General features: G+C 31.2%; 12 protein-coding genes and 1 riboswitch. Of the genes, 9 read left to right on the top strand and 3 right to left on the bottom strand.

The features are described from left to right. Positions 1 to 77 precede the first annotated feature (77 nt). The gene (locus ABI549_RS10415) at positions 78 to 3,506 is read right to left on the bottom strand and encodes a methylmalonyl-CoA mutase family protein (RefSeq protein WP_348076393.1); all 3,429 of its coding nucleotides are present in this window, start codon (positions 3,504 to 3,506) and stop codon (positions 78 to 80) included. A 257-nt stretch (positions 3,507 to 3,763) separates the two neighbouring features. On the opposite strand from ABI549_RS10415, the gene ABI549_RS10410 reads away from it, so the two are divergent. Together ABI549_RS10410 and ABI549_RS10405 are read left to right on the top strand one after the other, a co-directional pair. Then, on the top strand, positions 3,764 to 4,486 hold the full coding sequence (locus tag ABI549_RS10410; protein WP_348076392.1) for a DUF4197 domain-containing protein: 723 nt from the start codon (positions 3,764 to 3,766) through the stop codon (positions 4,484 to 4,486). Between the two features lie 12 nt (positions 4,487 to 4,498). Beyond that, positions 4,499 to 5,206: a DUF4197 domain-containing protein gene (locus tag ABI549_RS10405; RefSeq protein ID WP_348076391.1), complete on the top strand. Its 708-nt coding sequence runs from the start codon at positions 4,499 to 4,501 to the stop codon at positions 5,204 to 5,206. A gap of 171 nt (positions 5,207 to 5,377) precedes the next feature. On the opposite strand, the gene ABI549_RS10400 is transcribed toward ABI549_RS10405, so the two are convergent. Continuing rightward, positions 5,378 to 7,321 carry a TonB-dependent receptor plug domain-containing protein gene (locus tag ABI549_RS10400; RefSeq protein ID WP_348076390.1) on the bottom strand — a complete coding sequence of 648 codons (1,944 nt, stop codon included), beginning with the start codon at positions 7,319 to 7,321 and terminating at the stop codon, positions 5,378 to 5,380. A gap of 80 nt (positions 7,322 to 7,401) precedes the next feature. Next, a riboswitch (cobalamin riboswitch) is annotated at positions 7,402 to 7,603 on the bottom strand. A gap of 82 nt (positions 7,604 to 7,685) precedes the next feature. Here ABI549_RS10400 and ABI549_RS10395 point away from each other — a divergent pair. The 4 genes from ABI549_RS10395 (at position 7,686) to ABI549_RS10380 (ending at position 13,721) form a co-directional block, all read left to right on the top strand. Next, positions 7,686 to 8,828 (top strand): ABC transporter substrate-binding protein, encoded by a 1,143-nt coding sequence (locus ABI549_RS10395; RefSeq protein ID WP_348076389.1) that lies wholly within the window; start codon positions 7,686 to 7,688, stop codon positions 8,826 to 8,828. 1 nt (position 8,829) lies between these two features. After that, the gene (locus tag ABI549_RS10390; protein ID WP_348076388.1) at positions 8,830 to 9,858 is read left to right on the top strand and encodes an iron ABC transporter permease; all 1,029 of its coding nucleotides are present in this window, start codon (positions 8,830 to 8,832) and stop codon (positions 9,856 to 9,858) included. Then, complete coding sequence (locus tag ABI549_RS10385; protein ID WP_348076387.1) at positions 9,858 to 10,643, top strand: ABC transporter ATP-binding protein; 786 nt, start codon at positions 9,858 to 9,860, stop codon at positions 10,641 to 10,643. The genes ABI549_RS10390 and ABI549_RS10385 overlap by 1 nt, the downstream gene beginning before the upstream one ends. A gap of 153 nt (positions 10,644 to 10,796) precedes the next feature. Further along, the gene (locus ABI549_RS10380) at positions 10,797 to 13,721 is read left to right on the top strand and encodes a response regulator (protein WP_348076386.1); all 2,925 of its coding nucleotides are present in this window, start codon (positions 10,797 to 10,799) and stop codon (positions 13,719 to 13,721) included. 56 nt (positions 13,722 to 13,777) lie between these two features. On the opposite strand, the gene ABI549_RS10375 is transcribed toward ABI549_RS10380, so the two are convergent. Continuing rightward, complete coding sequence (locus ABI549_RS10375; RefSeq protein WP_348076385.1) at positions 13,778 to 14,569, bottom strand: helix-turn-helix transcriptional regulator; 792 nt, start codon at positions 14,567 to 14,569, stop codon at positions 13,778 to 13,780. A 358-nt stretch (positions 14,570 to 14,927) separates the two neighbouring features. Here ABI549_RS10375 and ABI549_RS10370 point away from each other — a divergent pair, with 358 nt between their 5' ends. The 3 genes from ABI549_RS10370 to ABI549_RS10360 all read left to right on the top strand — a co-directional run. Further along, positions 14,928 to 15,776, top strand: coding sequence for an outer membrane beta-barrel protein (locus ABI549_RS10370; protein WP_348076384.1), 849 nt, complete (start codon positions 14,928 to 14,930; stop codon positions 15,774 to 15,776). Positions 15,777 to 15,792: 16 nt separating this feature from the next. Then, positions 15,793 to 16,926 carry a hypothetical protein gene (locus tag ABI549_RS10365; RefSeq protein ID WP_348076383.1) on the top strand — a complete coding sequence of 378 codons (1,134 nt, stop codon included), beginning with the start codon at positions 15,793 to 15,795 and terminating at the stop codon, positions 16,924 to 16,926. A gap of 2 nt (positions 16,927 to 16,928) precedes the next feature. Next, positions 16,929 to 17,424: hypothetical protein (locus ABI549_RS10360; protein ID WP_348076382.1), on the top strand; the 496-nt coding region annotated here is incomplete at its 3' end.

The following is a 17,424-nucleotide window of genomic DNA, read 5'->3' as shown; positions in this document are numbered from 1 at the left end:
TGAAATAAAAAAGAAAAACCTTTCATTTCTGAAAGGTTTTTAATATTAGATTGATTCATTCCTTACAACAAAAAATGCTACATATTCCTTCTATACTGCCCGCCCACTTCAAACAGAGCACTAGTAATTTGCCCTAACGAACACACTTTTGTAGCTTCCATTAAATGTGCAAATAAGTTCTCGTTTTTGATAGCTGCTTCTTGCAATATATTCAGATGCTCTTCTACTTTATTAGCACTTCCTTTGTGTAGATTAGTCAACATATCTATTTGATATTGTTTTTCTTCTTCGGTGGCACGAATTACTTCGGCCGGAATTACAGTTGGAGAACCTTTAGAACTCAAGAAAGTATTGACACCAATAATTGGGAATTCACCTGTGTGTTTCAAAGTTTCGTAATACAAACTTTCTTCTTGTATTTTAGAACGTTGGTACATCGTTTCCATCGCGCCAAGAACACCTCCACGTTCGGTAATTCGGTCAAATTCTGCTAAAACAGCAGTTTCTACTAAATCAGTCAATTCTTCAATAATAAATGAACCTTGAATTGGGTTTTCGTTTTTCGCCAAACCTAATTCTTTATTTATAATCAACTGAATCGCCATCGCACGACGTACAGATTCTTCTGTTGGTGTAGTAATGGCTTCATCGTAAGCGTTGGTGTGCAATGAATTACAGTTGTCATAAATGGCATACAATGCTTGTAAAGTAGTACGAATATCATTAAAATCGATTTCTTGTGCATGTAACGAACGACCAGAAGTTTGGATATGATATTTCAGCATTTGCGCTCTTTCGTTAGCACCATATTTATTTTTCATGGCTTTCGCCCAAATTTTACGTGCAACTCTTCCAATTACTGCATATTCCGGATCAATTCCGTTCGAGAAAAAGAAGGATAAGTTAGGTCCAAAATCATTAATATTCATTCCACGACTCAAATAGTATTCTACATAAGTGAACCCGTTAGAAAGTGTAAATGCTAATTGCGTTATTGGATTAGAACCAGCTTCGGCAATATGATAACCTGATATAGAAACTGAATAAAAGTTTCTCACATTTTCTTTAATAAAATATTCTTGCACGTCACCCATTAAACGCAAAGCAAATTCGGTTGAGAAAATACAAGTGTTTTGCGCTTGGTCTTCTTTAAGAATATCTGCTTGGACCGTTCCACGAACTTGAGATAAAGTTCTTACTTTAATCTCATTATAAACGTCCAACGGTAAAACTTGATCTCCTGTAACACCCAAAAGCATTAATCCCAAACCATTGTTTCCAGCAGGAATTTCTCCTTGGTAACTTGGTCTTGTAATTCCTTTTTTCTTGTAGATTTCGTTTATTTTTTCTTGAACTTCAACTTCAAGATTGTTTTCTTTAATATAATGTTCACATTGTTGGTCGATGGCGGCATTCATAAAGAAACCTAACAACATAGGCGCTGGCCCATTTATAGTCATAGAAACTGATGTCATAGCATGAACCAAATCGAAACCTGAATACAATTTTTTGGCATCATCTAAACAACAAATAGAAACCCCTGCATTTCCAATTTTTCCATAAATATCAGGACGAACATGCGGATCGTTACCGTATAACGTCACACTATCAAAAGCGGTAGAAAGCCTTTTTGCTGGCAATCCTGCAGAAACATAATGAAAACGTTTGTTGGTTCTTTCTGGGCCACCTTCACCAGCAAACATTCTACTTGGATCTTCTCCTTCTCGTTTGAATGGATATAATCCTGAAGCAAAAGGGAATTCTCCTGGTACATTTTCTTGCAAGTTCCATTTCAAAATATCTCCCCAAGCTTGGTATTTTGGTAATGAGATTTTTGGAATTTGAGAATGGGATAAACTTTCGGTATGTGTTGCGATTTTTATTTCCTTATCACGTACTTTGAAAGTATAAAAAGGATTTTTATATTTATTTACTTTTTCGTTCCAAGTGAGAATTATTTCCCAGTTGTAGGGATCGAGATTCATTTTTACTCTGTCGAATTCTTTAACCAAAAGATTTAAAAACTCATTTCTGTTTTCATCTTTTGAATGTAAAATAGATTCGTCAATTCCTGCTTTAGTTAATTCTGGAACTATTGAAGTAACACTTTCGATAGTTTTGAAAATTCCGTATAGTTTTTGAGCTACTTCTACTTGAGAAAGTGCCGTTTCATCATATTTACGATTGTTTTCGGCAATTTCAGACAAATAACGTGTTCTATGTGGTGGAATGACAAAAATTTTCTCGCTCATTTCACGAGTTATTTGGAAAGTCGATTTTAGATCTGAATCTGTTTTTTCGACAATTTTATCCATTATCGATTTGTACAGCGTATTCATTCCTGGATCATTAAACTGTGAAGCAATGGTTCCAAAAACGGGCATATCATCTGGACTCGCATCCCATAAATTATGATTGCGTTGGTATTGTTTTTTAACATCACGAATCGCATCAAGAGCACCACGTTTGTCGAATTTATTTAAAGCGACCAAATCGGCAAAATCTAACATATCGATTTTTTCCAACTGCGTTGCTGCTCCAAATTCTGGAGTCATTACATATAAGGAAACATCGGAATGATCCATAATTTCGGTATCCGATTGTCCAATTCCAGAAGTTTCTAGGATTATAATATCGTATTTTGCGGCTTTTAATACTTGAATCGCTTCAGCAACATATTTAGACAATGCTAAATTGGATTGACGAGTTGCCAATGAACGCATATAAACTCTAGGATTATTAATAGCATTCATACGAATTCTATCTCCTAATAAAGCGCCACCTGTTTTACGTTTTGATGGATCGACAGATATTAATCCGATAGTTTTTTCTGGGAAATCGATTAAGAAACGACGCACTAACTCATCTACTAATGATGATTTCCCCGAACCACCTGTTCCTGTAATCCCTAAGACTGGAATTTTTGAGGTTTCATTATTTTTATGAATGGTTTCAAAAACTGGTTTTGCTATTTCTGGAAAGTTTTCGGCAGCAGAGATTAAACGAGCAATTGCCGTTGGATTTTTTTCTTCAATATGTGATAATTCACCGTTTAGTTTGTCTCCAATTGGATAATCAGATTGTTTTACTAAATCGTTTATCATCCCTTGTAATCCCATGGCACGACCATCGTCTGGGGAGTATATTCTTGTAATTCCGTAGTCTTGCAAATCGGCAATTTCTGTTGGCAAAATTACACCGCCACCGCCACCAAATATTTTGATATGCCCTGCTCCTTTTTCTTTAAGCAAATCATGCATAAATTTAAAATACTCATTGTGTCCACCTTGGTAAGATGTTATTGCAATAGCATTTGCATCTTCTTGAATGGCAGTATTTACTACTTCTTCGACGCTACGATCATGACCAAGATGTATCACTTCTACTCCTGTAGATTGGATTATTCTTCGCATAATATTAATAGCTGCGTCGTGACCATCAAAAAGAGCAGCTGCAGTAACGATTCTTACTTTATTTATTGGAATATAAGGTATTTGTGGTTCCATTTTGAGGATTTGATATTTTTGAGTAGCAAATTTACAATTTTTTTGTAGAAATTGCACAAAGAGAAAGAATTTTGAAAGATAAAACAAAACATCTTTTTAGCCCTGATAGCAGTAAAAATCCTTTTTTGAGATTTTTCCGAAAAAAAGATTGGAACGGATAGCAGGATATATGTTGAAAGAAATCGTAAAGTTTCTGCTTCTAAATAAAATATTGGCTCTATTTTTGTTTATAACTTTGAAAAAATACATTTATACCTATGAAAAAAATATTTTTACTGGCTATTTTCATTCCGATGATTGGTAATGCACAACTCAAAGACCTTATAAAAAAAGGACAAAGCAAAGTATCTAATATCACTAAAACCAATTCCGGGATAGACATTGCTAGCGGCCTAAAAGAAGCGCTGAATAAAGGCGTTACCGAGCAAGTTTCTAAACTAACTGCTCTAGATGGTTTTTATAAAAATGAAGTCGTAAAAATAATGATGCCTGCTGAATTGCAAAAAGTGGATAAAACTTTGAGAAAACTAGGCATGAGTAGTTTGGCTGATGATGGAATTAAAGCTTTGAATCGTGCTGCAGAAGATGCCGTAAAAGAATCTACTCCTATTTTTGTTTCAGCAATAAAAAATATAAATTTCAGCGATGCAAAAAATATTCTAATGGGGAACGAAAATGCCGCTACTGCTTACCTACAAAATGCAACTACTAAAGATTTGTATATAAAATTTAGCCCTGTTGTAAAAGAGTCTATTGGAAAAGTAGGTGCTGATGTGATTTGGGCTAATATAATTACAAAATATAATGCCATCCCTTTAGTTAATAAAGTAAATCCAGACATTACTGATTATGTAACAAACAAAGCTCTAGACGGCGTTTTTAAAATGATTACTGTGGAAGAAAAAAACATAAGAACCAATTTAAACTCAAGAACTTCTAATTTACTACAACAAGTCTTTGCCATGCAAGACAAGAAATAATATTATTTAAATATGAAAAAAACAGTTTTATTAATCGCTATATTACCCTTTTTTGGCTGTGCCGAATTACAACAAGTTGCCAATCAATTACCTGGGATTTTAGAACAGGGAAATATAAACATTGCTGGTGGTTTAAAAGAAGCGCTGAACAACGGAATTTCTAAACAAGTAACAAAACTGACGGCTACTGATGGCTTTTATAGAAATGAAGCCGTAAAAATATTATTACCCGACGAATTGAAAAAAGTAGATGCTGGTTTAAGAAAAATTGGTTTAAGTAGTTTGGCTGATGATGGTTTAAGAGCTATAAATCGTACTGCCGAAGATGCTGTAAAAACAGCTACTCCTATTTTTGTAGATGCTGTAACTGGAATGAGTTTTACTGATGCTAAAAACATTTTGATGGGGAACGAAAGTGCTGCCACAACATATTTACAGGGATCAACATCGACTGCTTTGTATGGCAAATTTAATCCTGTGATTAAGAACTCTTTTGCAAAAGTGGGCGCTGACAAAATATGGACACAAATTATCACAAAATACAATAGCATTCCTTTGGTGAAAAAAGTGAATCCAGATTTGACCGATTATGTTACAAACCAAGCAATGAATGGGGTTTTTAAAATGATTGCTATTGAAGAAAAAGACATTAGAACCAATATAAGCGCTAGAACTTCTAACTTATTGAAGAATGTTTTTGCCATGCAAGACAAGAAATAATAATTATTGAATAAAATTTATCTTTTTAACATTTAATAATAAAATAACATTGCTTTAACTCTAATTTGTGAAAATTATCTTGTTCTTTGTACAAGAATTCATAAAATTTGGTTTGGTTTGGTTAGTTTATAGAAAAGTCAGCACTTAGGTACTGACTTTTCTTATTTTTATCTAGAATAGAAAATTGAATCCCAGTTTAAAGTTTCTTCCTCTTGTGCTATAACCTACACTTTCTACAAAGTCTTCATTAAGAATATTTGTTGCTGCTAGGTATATATTAAATCTACTTTTTATTAATTCATATTTTACAGTTGCGTTAACTAATTTGTATGAATCTAAAACAATCTGTGTTGTTGCAAAAGTTCCTCCATCAAAAAAAGCATCAGTTCTCTTATCTACATATTGATAATTGACATTAAAAAACGTTCTTGAAGTTACTTGATAATCTAACGAAACATTCCCTTTGTGCTTAGGAATTAACCTGTTTAGTTTTTCTTCCGGTTGCGTAAAGCTATAGTTTCCGTTTACTTTTAGTTTATCCGAAAAAGCACAAGAAATCATAGTTTCAACTCCTTTTGTCTTAATTTTTCCGTCAACATTTACATAATTAGACACATAAGTACTTGGATCTGTATAAAAACCTATTGAATTTTTATCTTCTCTCTGGAAAACAACTGCGTTTATCATCAATTTTTTGTTTAATAAATTGGTTTCGAAACCAGCTTCGGCAGTAGCACTTTCTTCAGGAGTTAGCAATAAGTTTCCGTATGGCGAATACAATTGGTACAAACTTGGTGTAATGTATGCAGTACTGTATGATGCTAACAATTTCAATGGTAATTCTTTGAAAGAAAATGAAGGATTCACATTGTACACAAAATGATTTCCGTAAATGTTATGCGTGTTGTATCTAGCGCCAGCATTAATATTTAATCCGAAATCTGAATTATAAACTGCCGTTACATAAGGATCTATCGATGAAAATCTTGCTATTTCTTTCGAAATATTATCATATTGAGTTACACTATTCATTTCATTAAATTGAAATTGACCTCCAACTACAACAAATAATTGCTCTAATATTGAATATTTATTAAAAGCATCAATACTTGCATTTCTTGATTTATAATTACTTGCATCTACAACACTTGTCCAAGAATTAAATACATTATAATTTCTTTCGATAGTATTAAAAGCAGAATTCAATACAAATTCTCCTTTATTGTATTTGTATTTTGGTGAAAAACCAAAACGAAATTGTTCTGAAATAGAATTATTTAAATTTGTATCTGGATTACTAAAATTATCAAATCCTGAGTCGAAATCATTTTTTATTCTGTCGTAATTTGCAAAAAAGTTTAAATCTAATTTTGATGTTGCTTTAAATCCTAATTTAACTAATGAGTTCACTTTAGAAAAAGCATCTGTTTCATAAGTAGTATTTACTGGTGCTGAAGCCTCAGATATCCCTGTAGTTTCTGTACTGTTTAAAGTTGCGTAATAGTTAAACTTATTTACTGTTCCATTTACTGCAAAACCTTCACTATAATCTTGTGGCTCATACTTTTTAGTGTTATTTGTAGTTTGTTGCGAGCCAAAACTCATATAAGCATTTCCAGCAATTTCTTTCTTAGTTGCTTCTTTTAGGGTAATATTAATTACTCCTGCAGCAGCGCCAGTTCCGTATAAAGTACTAGAAGCGCCTTTTAGAATTTCGATACTCTCTACTTGTTCTACAGGAATTAATCTCAAATCATATTCGAGGTTTATTCCTGAAGCATCGGTTACAGGAATACCGTCAATCATGATTAATGTTTGGCGATTACGAGCACCACGAACATAGTACCCTAAATTTTTTCCAGATCCACTTTGATTTCCATTTATTTCAACTCCAGCTACTGAGCTTAAGATTGTTGCAAGAGACTGACCAGATTTTTTTTCTAACTCTTGGGCAGTAATTTTCACAATTACTTTTCCAGATTTTTCTTTAGCTAGGGCAAATTTTGAGTCTGAAACTAACACTTCATTTAGATTCTTAATAGAATCATTTTCTTGTGCAAACGCACCAATACTTGTCAATACAAAAGCACTAACAAAAGCAATTTTTTTGTTCATTTTAATAAAACATTTTTAATAATAAAAATGGGAGAAAAGCATGAAATTACCCATACCCAAACCTTTTTTCCCGAAAGTTTGATACATCATCGAATTTAGGCAGGTCTCCTGGCTTGCGTCTTGTTGTTTACCTTCCCATCCCAAAATATTAGACAGTGGCTTTGTAGATAACAACAAGCTTATTAGCTTACAGTTGCGGGAACAGCTTTGGTATTTATCCAAATTCCCTTTTAATTCTTTTCTTTTTATTAAAAGATAGAAACCTTAATTCGGGTGCAAAGATAACTTTAAACTTTGAATAAAAAATAAATTTGATTTTTAAAAACTATTAAATATACCTTTGCAATTCTTGAAAACACATTTTATGAATTCTAAATTATTAAAAAACATATTGTTCTTATTTATAATTTCGATTGTAAGTTGCAAACAAAATAATAATATTCCAATCACTACAAAATCGGAAGTTGAAAACACAGTAAGCTATGCGAAAGGCTTAGAAATATACAAACACAATGGTTTTTCGATAGTAAAAATAAAAAAACCTTGGCCAAAATCCACAAAAGATTATACTTATATTTTGCAAGAAAAAAACGGAATTATTCCAGATAGCTTGAAAGAAAATATGATTATTCAGGTTCCTATAAAAACCATTATTGTTACATCTACAACACATATCGCACCACTAGAAATGCTCGGCGAGGAAAACAGTTTAGTCGGATTTCCAAATCTAAATTATATCTCTTCCGAAAAAATCAGAACCAGAATTGATGCTGGAAAAATAAAAGAATTAGGTGCTAACCAAAGTTTAAATATTGAAGTCGCTATCGATTTAGCTCCATCAATATTTATGGGTTATGGCTTAGACAACAACAATCCTACACTAGATAATTTACAAAAAAGTGGACAAAAAACAATCTTAAATGGCGATTGGAACGAACAAACACCATTAGGTAAAGCAGAATGGATAAAGTTATTTGGTTCTTTATATAACAAAGAGAAATTAGCAAACGATTTGTTTTCAAAAATTGAAAAAGATTATAATAAAACTTTACTTTTAGCAAAAAAGACTTCTTCCAAACCTACCGTTTTAACAGGTTCTATGTTTGAAGATGTTTGGTATGTACCACAAGGAGAAAGTTGGGGTTCGTTATTTTTAAGAGATGCTGGAACCAATTATCTTTGGAAACAAGAAAAAGGAACTGGTGGCTTATCCTTATCCTTCGAAACCGTTTTTGAAAAAGCTCAAAATGCTGATTTATGGATTGGTCCTGGGCTATTTTCATCATTAGAAGAAATGCAAAAAACTAATCCACATTATGCTCAATTTAAGGCTTTCAAAACAAAAAACGTGTATTCATACAGTATAAAAAAAGGAAAAACTGGCGGATTAATTTATTTTGAATCATCACCAACTAGACCAGATTTAGTTTTAAAAGATATTCTTAAAATTGCACACCCCGAATTATTACCTAACTATAAACTAACCTTTTTTGAAAAATTAAATTAATTTGAAAATCAATCAAAAACATACTCTTCTTTTTGTTTTATTGACGTTGTCATTACTTTTTTTATTGGTTTTAAATATCAGTTTAGGTCAGGTTTTTATTCCTTTCAAAGAAATTTTTAAGAGCCTAACAGGATCGCAAGCAAGCAAAGAAACTTGGGAATATATTATTTTCAATTATCGTTTACCCAAAGCCATTACAGCGATTTTAGTAGGAATGGGATTGTCTATTTCTGGATTATTAATGCAAACTTTATTTAGAAATCCATTAGCTGGACCTTATGTTTTAGGATTGAGTTCCGGTTCGAGTTTGGGTGTTGCATTTGTCATTTTAGGCACAAGCTACTTACCTAATATTATCTCAAATTATTTTTTATCACCTTACGGAATTATGTTAGCTTCTTGTTTTGGGAGTTTACTGGTTTTATTTCTAGTTTTATTAGTTTCTAAACGATTGCGAGATACTGCTACCATTCTTATTGTGGGACTTATGTTTAGTAGTTTTGCTGGTGCAATAGTTAGTGTTTTGACCTATTTTTCTTCTGCAGAACAGTTACAAAAATTTACTTTTTGGTCTATGGGAAGTTTGGGTAACTTATCTTGGAGCCAAATTTTAATTCTTTTTACAGCAGTAATAATTGGTTTGTTTTTAAGTGTTTTTAATGTAAAATCTCTCGATGCTTTATTGTTGGGGGAAAATTATGCTCGAAGTATGGGGATAAATTTCAAAAAAGCGAAATTCATCATAATTATAGCAACAAGCATTTTAGCTGGAAGTATCACTGCATTTGCAGGGCCAATAGCTTTTATTGGACTAGCTGTCCCGCATATTGCAAAAATGATTTTTTACACCAGTAATCATTGGATTTTATTTTGGAGTACGCTACTTTTTGGAGCTATCATTATGTTAATATGTGATATAGTTTCGCAAATGCCTGGAACAAATATTACCTTACCAATAAATGCAATAACCTCAATAATTGGTGCGCCAGTTGTAATTTGGTTATTAGTTCGCAAAAGAAGTTTTAATTAATGGAAAACGTAAAAAACATATTACATACTTCAAATTTAAGCATTGGATATAGATCCAAAAAAGAGATTGTTTCTATTGCCAAAAATCTTAATTTAAATTTTCAGGAAGGAAAACTAATTACATTAATTGGTGCCAATGGGATTGGAAAATCGACATTATTAAGAACATTAACTGGCATCCAAAAATCATTATCTGGAAACGTTTTTTTAAATAACAAATTGATTGAGAGTTATGACAACCAAACATTAGCTCAAAATTTGAGTGTAGTTCTTACTGAAAAATTGCCCCCCAGTAATTTGACCGTATATGAACTAGTAGCACTTGGAAGACAACCTTATACCAACTGGATTGGAAAACTTTCTGCCTTAGACATTCAAAAAGCAACCGAAGCCATACAACTTACAAATATCGCCCATTTATCTGATAAGAAGCATTTCGAAATTAGCGATGGTCAGTTGCAAAAAGCACTTGTTGCAAGAGCTTTAGCCCAAGACACACCACTTATTATTCTGGACGAACCTACAACTCATTTAGATTTATTACATAAAGTTTCTCTTTTTAAGTTGCTTAAAAAACTGACTAAAGAAACAGGAAAATGCATCCTTTTTTCGACTCATGATATCGATTTAGCCATTCAACTAAGTGATGAGATGGTTGTAATGGCAAATGGAAGTATAGTTCAAAATGAGCCTTGCAATTTAATTTCCAATGGTACTTTTAATACATTATTTAAAGATGATAATATTATCTTTGATGACCAAAAAGGAAAATTTATTTTTAGATAATTTAGTCTTTATTAAGTAACTATTTCTTCAGAAAATATAAAGATTAAAACAATATCAATCCAAATAATGTAACATCAAATTGTTACACATATCATAAAAAAAATATTTTTTTTTATTTAAGATTGTATATATTTACTTATTAAATATTTTTTTATGAAAAAAATACTACTCCTTTTGTTTTTTATTTCAACTTTATCTTTCGGACAAAATGAAACAAAAATAGATTCTATCCACAAAATTATTGCAAGAAGCAAATCTGATTCTATAATTTCAACTCTCTATTATAGTCTTTCATTACTTCATTCAAATAAAGACTCGGTTATTAATCAGTTAAATAAATCATTATATTTTTCTCGAAAAGGAAAAATTCCTGAACTTATTACTTTCTCAAGAAATGGAATTGCAGCATGGAAAAGTAAATACGTGAATCGAAATGCAGCTATGGCTGAACATTATTCATCAATTGTGGAGTTAAAAAAATATAATTTTCAGAAAGGATTAGCCAACAATTATATCAGATTAGGATATTACTACACAACCGATGCAACCAAGAAAGATTCAAGTAATTATTTTTTAAAAAAAGGATTAGAAATTGCAGAAGTGATAAAAAACAATAATCTTCAATTATTAGCCTATCAAGCATTGGGGAATATTGAATATAATAACTCAAATTATAATGATGCACTTGAAATATATATTAAATATGAAAAAATTTGTGCTGGAAATAAACAGTATACTGGAAATATAAACCATGCCCACATACTTCACAGAATTGGTGATATTTTACTAAGAACTACCGAGCATAAAAAAGCTTTAGAGTATTTTTCAAAAGCTAAAGAATATTATATTAAAAATGGAAATAAGATTGATTTAATTGAATTAAATTTATCAATTGTAGATGTATACATTGTTTTAAAACAGTATAAAAAAGCTCTCGATATAATTAATGGGTGCGAATCTAGTATAAGTGATTTTAAACTTGATGTTACACGATCATCATTACTGTATTCAAACAAAGGACTATGTTTAGAAAAGCTAAATCAAAATGCGCAAGCTGAAAAGTATTACGTAAAAGCCATTAAAATTGCAAAAGAACAAAAACACAACCCAACAATAATTTCTGCATTAACTTTCATAGCTGATTATTATTTAAATTCCGAGCAATTGGTTTTGGCTGAGAAAAACTATCTTGAAGCAGAAAAAATATTTAAAGACACAAAAGATAATGAAACTGAAAAATTAATTCCCATATATAATGGGTTAAAAAAAATAAGCGAAAAACAAAAAAACTATGATATAGCCATTTTGTTTTCTAATAAAATGCAAGAAGCAGAAAAAATTCAAAAAGACAAAAATATTGATTCGAAATTATTAGAACTAGATGCAAAATTTCAAAATGAAAAAAAAGGGAAGGAAATTCAAGATTTGTCATCAAAAAACAGAATACTTGACTTACAAAATAAATTAGCTGCAAAACAAACTTATATTTTTTTAGGTATTTTAGGATTACTATTAACAATCGCGACATTTTTATTTTATGCTTACCGAAACAAAATAAAAACAGCTCAAAAACTTAATGAATTGAATGAGCTAAAATCACGTTTTTTCGCTAATATTTCACACGAATTTAGAACGCCACTAACACTCATAAAAAGCCCTGTTCAAAGTTTACAATCTGAAGTCAAAGACAAAAATCAAAAAAACAAACTCGATTTAATTGATAAAAACGCTAACCGAATGCTCGAATTGGTAGATCAATTATTAGAATTATCTAAAATAGATAATGGCAAATTACAATTGTTATTAAAAGATGGTAATATAGGATCATTTTTAGCTTCAATTATCGAACCATTTGATTTTCAAGCTAAAGAAAAGAAGTTTCAATTTACTTCAACTATTCAAAAAAATGACACAAATCATCATTTTGACAAAGATGTAATCGAAAAAATGGTAACAAATTTACTTTCTAATGCATTAAAATATACATCAGAAAATGAAAAAATTAGTTTTGATTCTAGAATAGAAAATAATCAATTGCAAATCAAAGTTTCCAATTCGGGTTCAGATATTAAAAAAGAAGAATTACCAAAACTTTTTGAGCGTTTCTATCAGAAAAAAGAAAACCAACAAGGCGTTGGAATCGGATTGGCTTTAGTAAAAGAATTAGTTGAATTATATAAAGGTAAAATCGAAACCAATCTAGAAAATGATATTTTGAGTTTTACAATTTTGATTCCATTAGAGAAATCAAATACCAATGCTATCATTGTAACCCAAGAAAAACAAAAAACTACTACAAATAACATTCTTAATTCTGAAAACGAATTTCCAATCTTATTAATCGTTGATGATAATGCCGAAATTAGAAATGTTCTTACTGATATTTTTAAGGAAAATTATCAAATTTTAGAAGCAAATGATGGAGAACAAGCCTTGAAAATTGCTCAAAAACAAATTCCAGATTGTATTATTAGTGATGTAATGATGCCCAAAATAGATGGTTTTGAATTTACCAAAGCAATAAAATCAAATGAATTAACGTCCTTTATCCCAGTAATATTATTAACTGCTAAAACTTCGGACGAAGCACATCTTGAAGGAATAAAAAGTACAGCAGACGCATACCTCACCAAACCTTTTAATAATAAAATTGTAAAAGAAACCGTTACAAAATTAATTAACGAACGTAAAAAACTGCAAGAAAGGTACAGCCAAGAATTGGTTTTACGACCAGTTGATATTGTAATTAATTCTGTTGACGAAAAATTTATTGAAAAACTACAACACGTTTTAGACAAAGAACTTTCGAATGCGGATTTTTCAACCGATAATTTTGCAGTAGCAATTGGAATGAGTAGAATGCAATTGCATCGAAAACTAAAATCCTTACTTGGCGTTTCGGCAACTGAATTCTTAAGAAACGAAAGACTAAAAACTGCTACCAAATTACTTAAAAAAGGAAATGGAAATATTTCCGATATTGCTTATGCAGTTGGTTTTAATGATGTATCCTATTTTTCTAAATGTTTTAAAGAAATGTATGATTGTACTCCTACTGAATTTCTCGAAAAACAATAATTTATTTATTTTTAGATAATTATATTTTTTCTTAAAATGATGAAAACACAAATCTTTTACAACAAATTGTTACTCCAAACATAATTAATAAGTTCCGCAGAAGTTTTAGAATTTGTTTTTTTTCTCATATTTCGTTTATGATTTTCTATCGTGTGATAGGATAAAAAAAGGGTTTTTGCAATTTCGGGAGAATTCAAGCCTTTTGCCATTAATTTCAGTATTTCTTGTTCTCTTTTTGTAATATTTGGCAAATCTACATTTACTAACTTCATCTCATCTTTCGCTATATTAAAATAGATGTTTTTATTAGCAATTTTGTCAGTAAGCGTCATAAGAATAGGCTTTTCCTTGAAACTCAAATGAGATAAATCGGTAATCATGATTATTCCGCAAGTAGTTCTGTCAACTTTATTGATAAATAAATTGGGCATCTGAATAAGTACCCAACGATATTCACTTGACGAATTAAGCATTCTAGCATAAATATTTACTCGAACATTTGACTGCCTTTCTGTAGGAAGTTCTTCAATTTTTTGAACAGCTAAATTAAGAGCTGATAGCACATAAAAACTATCATCAGGATGAAGATTCTCTACCAGAAAAAGTGCTGTCCCATTTGTCCATTTTTCATGACTAAAAGGTGTAAGTTCATTAATATTTCGACTTGCCGCTACTATTTTCATTTCGTGGTTGTTTCCTATAAACCAAAAATAAGAACCAACAGCATAATTAGAAGCGTCATCTATTTGTTTTTGAAAAAACTCTTCATAATTACTAATATTTAGAGGATTATCATTTTTAGCAATTTGATTAAAATCTTCAACTGATAAGGGATTCAATATATTCATTTTATAGCTTCTTTAGTAAATAGTAACCTATTTTGTTAAACCAATTAAATGTTAAATATAATAAAAATGACAGATATCTGCTATTTCAGTAATCTTAATTAATTATGAATTTTACAAGAGTTACCCAAATATAACACAGCGAAATATTAAAGTAATTCATTTAAATATTTATATAGCTATAAAATACTAAAAAAATCAAACTAAACCCTTGTATTTTCTGACTTGTAACATCATGTTACATAATTTATAACTGTTGTTACAATAGTTTTAACACCTCTTTTTTTTTATCTACAACTTTGTCTTGTTCAAATTAATTAAAATAATTATTAATAAAAATCAAACTTTAAAACTCAAAAACATGAAAACAAATTTTAAAAAAATTAGTACAATTTTAGTTGTATTATTTTCAATCGGAACACAACAAGTAAAGGCGCAAAATGAAAAAGGATCTTATGTTAGTATAAGTACAGGTTATAATATGGGTACAGGAAATGCAAATTACTATCAATCGGCAGTTTTAGGAATGATAAATTCGACCGAAACCAGTGCCACAACAAGTCAATCAGAATTTATTAAAACAAATCTTGGAAAAGGTGTAAATGCTGGAGCAAATTTTGGTTATATGTTCAATAAAAACATTGGATTAGAGTTGGGGGCAAATTATCTAATTGGTGGAAAAACAAAAAGTGCACAAACTCATTCTAATGGAGATTATACAAAAAGTGAGGTTTCTGCAAAAATGTTTCAAATAAAGCCAACATTAGTTTTTAGAGGTGGCTACGACAAAATAAATCCTTATGCAAAAGTTGGATTAGTTATAGGTTCTGGAAAAATAAGCAATACTCAAAATGAAAAAGACGGGATTGATATTTATAGTAGAACATTAGAACTTAATGGAGGAACTCCTATTGGTTTTCATGCAAGTTTAGGAACTCTTTATAAACTAAACGAAAAAATATCTTTATTTGGTGAGTTAAATTTAGTAAGCCTTGAATATGCTCCAAAAAAAGGTATTTATATTCAATATACGAAAAATGGTGTAGATCAATTACCTACAATGACAACCCGAGAAAAAGAAGTAGAATTTGTAGATAGTTACACTGATACAGGATCACCATCAAATCCAAACGAACCAAATAAAAGCTTTCAAATACCTTTATCTTTTAGCAGTTTTGGGTTAAATTTTGGGGTACAATATCATTTTTAAATAAACACAATAAACTATGAAAATTCTAAAAAATATAATCGCAATTTTAATCATCTCAATTTTTACTATTTCTTGTTCTCACGATGATTCCCCAAGTCCAGTTCCTGAGCCTGCTCCTATTGCAGGAAGTAATCAATATTACTCAATGATAACTTCTGGGTATTACCATTCACTAGCCATAAAAACTGATGGAACATTGTGGTCGTGGGGAAATAATAGTGCTGGTCAATTAGGATATACAACCGCTACTACAAATGGCGTAAAATATCCTAATCAAATAGGAACTAGCACATGGACAACCATAGCAACAGGTGGAAGTTTTAATCTAGCTATAAAAACCGATGGAACACTTTGGGGTTGGGGAATTAACGATTTTGGAAATCTAAATGATGTAACAATAGGTCCCAAAACACTTCCATTTCAAATGGGAACAGCAACAAACTGGAAATCTATAGCTGCTGGTTTGTCACATACTCTTGCAGTAAAAACTGATGGTACCCTATGGGCGTGTGGTCTAAATAATAATTATCAATTGGGAGACGGAACACTTACAACTAGAAAAATATTAACACAAATAGGGACAGCAACCAACTGGAAAGAAGTGGCTGCAGGTAACACTTTTAGTATTGCTATAAAAACCGATGGCACTTTATGGAAATGGGGAGCATTACAGGGATCAACTATGAGTCCTACTCAAATTGGCACAGCAACAAACTGGAAATATATTTCGGCTGGGGATAATCAAGCCTTAGCTATAAAAACTGACAATACACTATGGGTTTGGGGAAACAATTCTGGAGGACAATTAGGAGATGGCACTACAAATCCTAGAGTAGACCCTATTCAATTAGGAACTGCTACTTGGAAAACCGCTTCAAGCGGAAAAGGAACTACACTAGCTGTAAAATCTGATGGAACTTTATGGTCTTGGGGAAATGGAACTTACGGACAATTAGGAGATGGAACAAATGCAAATAATATGACACCACACCAAGTAGGAACAGGAACCAGCTGGAATACTGTGTACACTACTTTGCAACATTCATTAGGAACAAAAACAGACAATACATTATATGGTTGGGGAAATAACACCAATAGCCAGTTAGGTGATGGTACAACGCAACCTTCTTATAACCCTAAAAGAATTTAAAAATGAAAACAATAAAACAAACATTAGTAATTTTAACAATTATCTTATTTGCTATTTCTTGTAATAAAAATGATGATGAACCTCAACAAATTTCAGCCTCCGAACCAACACTAAAAGATGTTTATTCAGCAGGATTAGAACTAAATGCATCAGGGAAATATGCAGCAAAATATTGGAAAAACAATGTTGTGACTAATTTAACAGATGGTACACAAAATGCTACTGCCTATTCAGTCGTAGTAATAGGAACCGATGTATACGTGGCAGGATATGAAGAAAATGGCACCAAAAAAGTTGCAAAATATTGGAAAAATGGAGTCTCTATAAGTTTGTCTGATGGAACACAAGATGCAACAGCAAAGGCAATTACTGTAGTAGGAAACGAAGTATATGTAGCAGGTTTCGAAAAAAATGCCCTAGGAGTACAAGTAGCAAAATATTGGAAAAACGGTATCTCTAATGACCTAACCGACGGTACACAAAATGCCAGTACAAACA

The organism is Flavobacterium sp. (assembly GCF_039932285.1).
In the GTDB taxonomy this organism is placed as follows: Bacteria; Bacteroidota; Bacteroidia; order Flavobacteriales; family Flavobacteriaceae; genus Flavobacterium.
The sequence above is the reverse complement of the archived record's forward strand: the minus strand, read 5'-3'. Positions and strand labels throughout refer to the sequence as shown.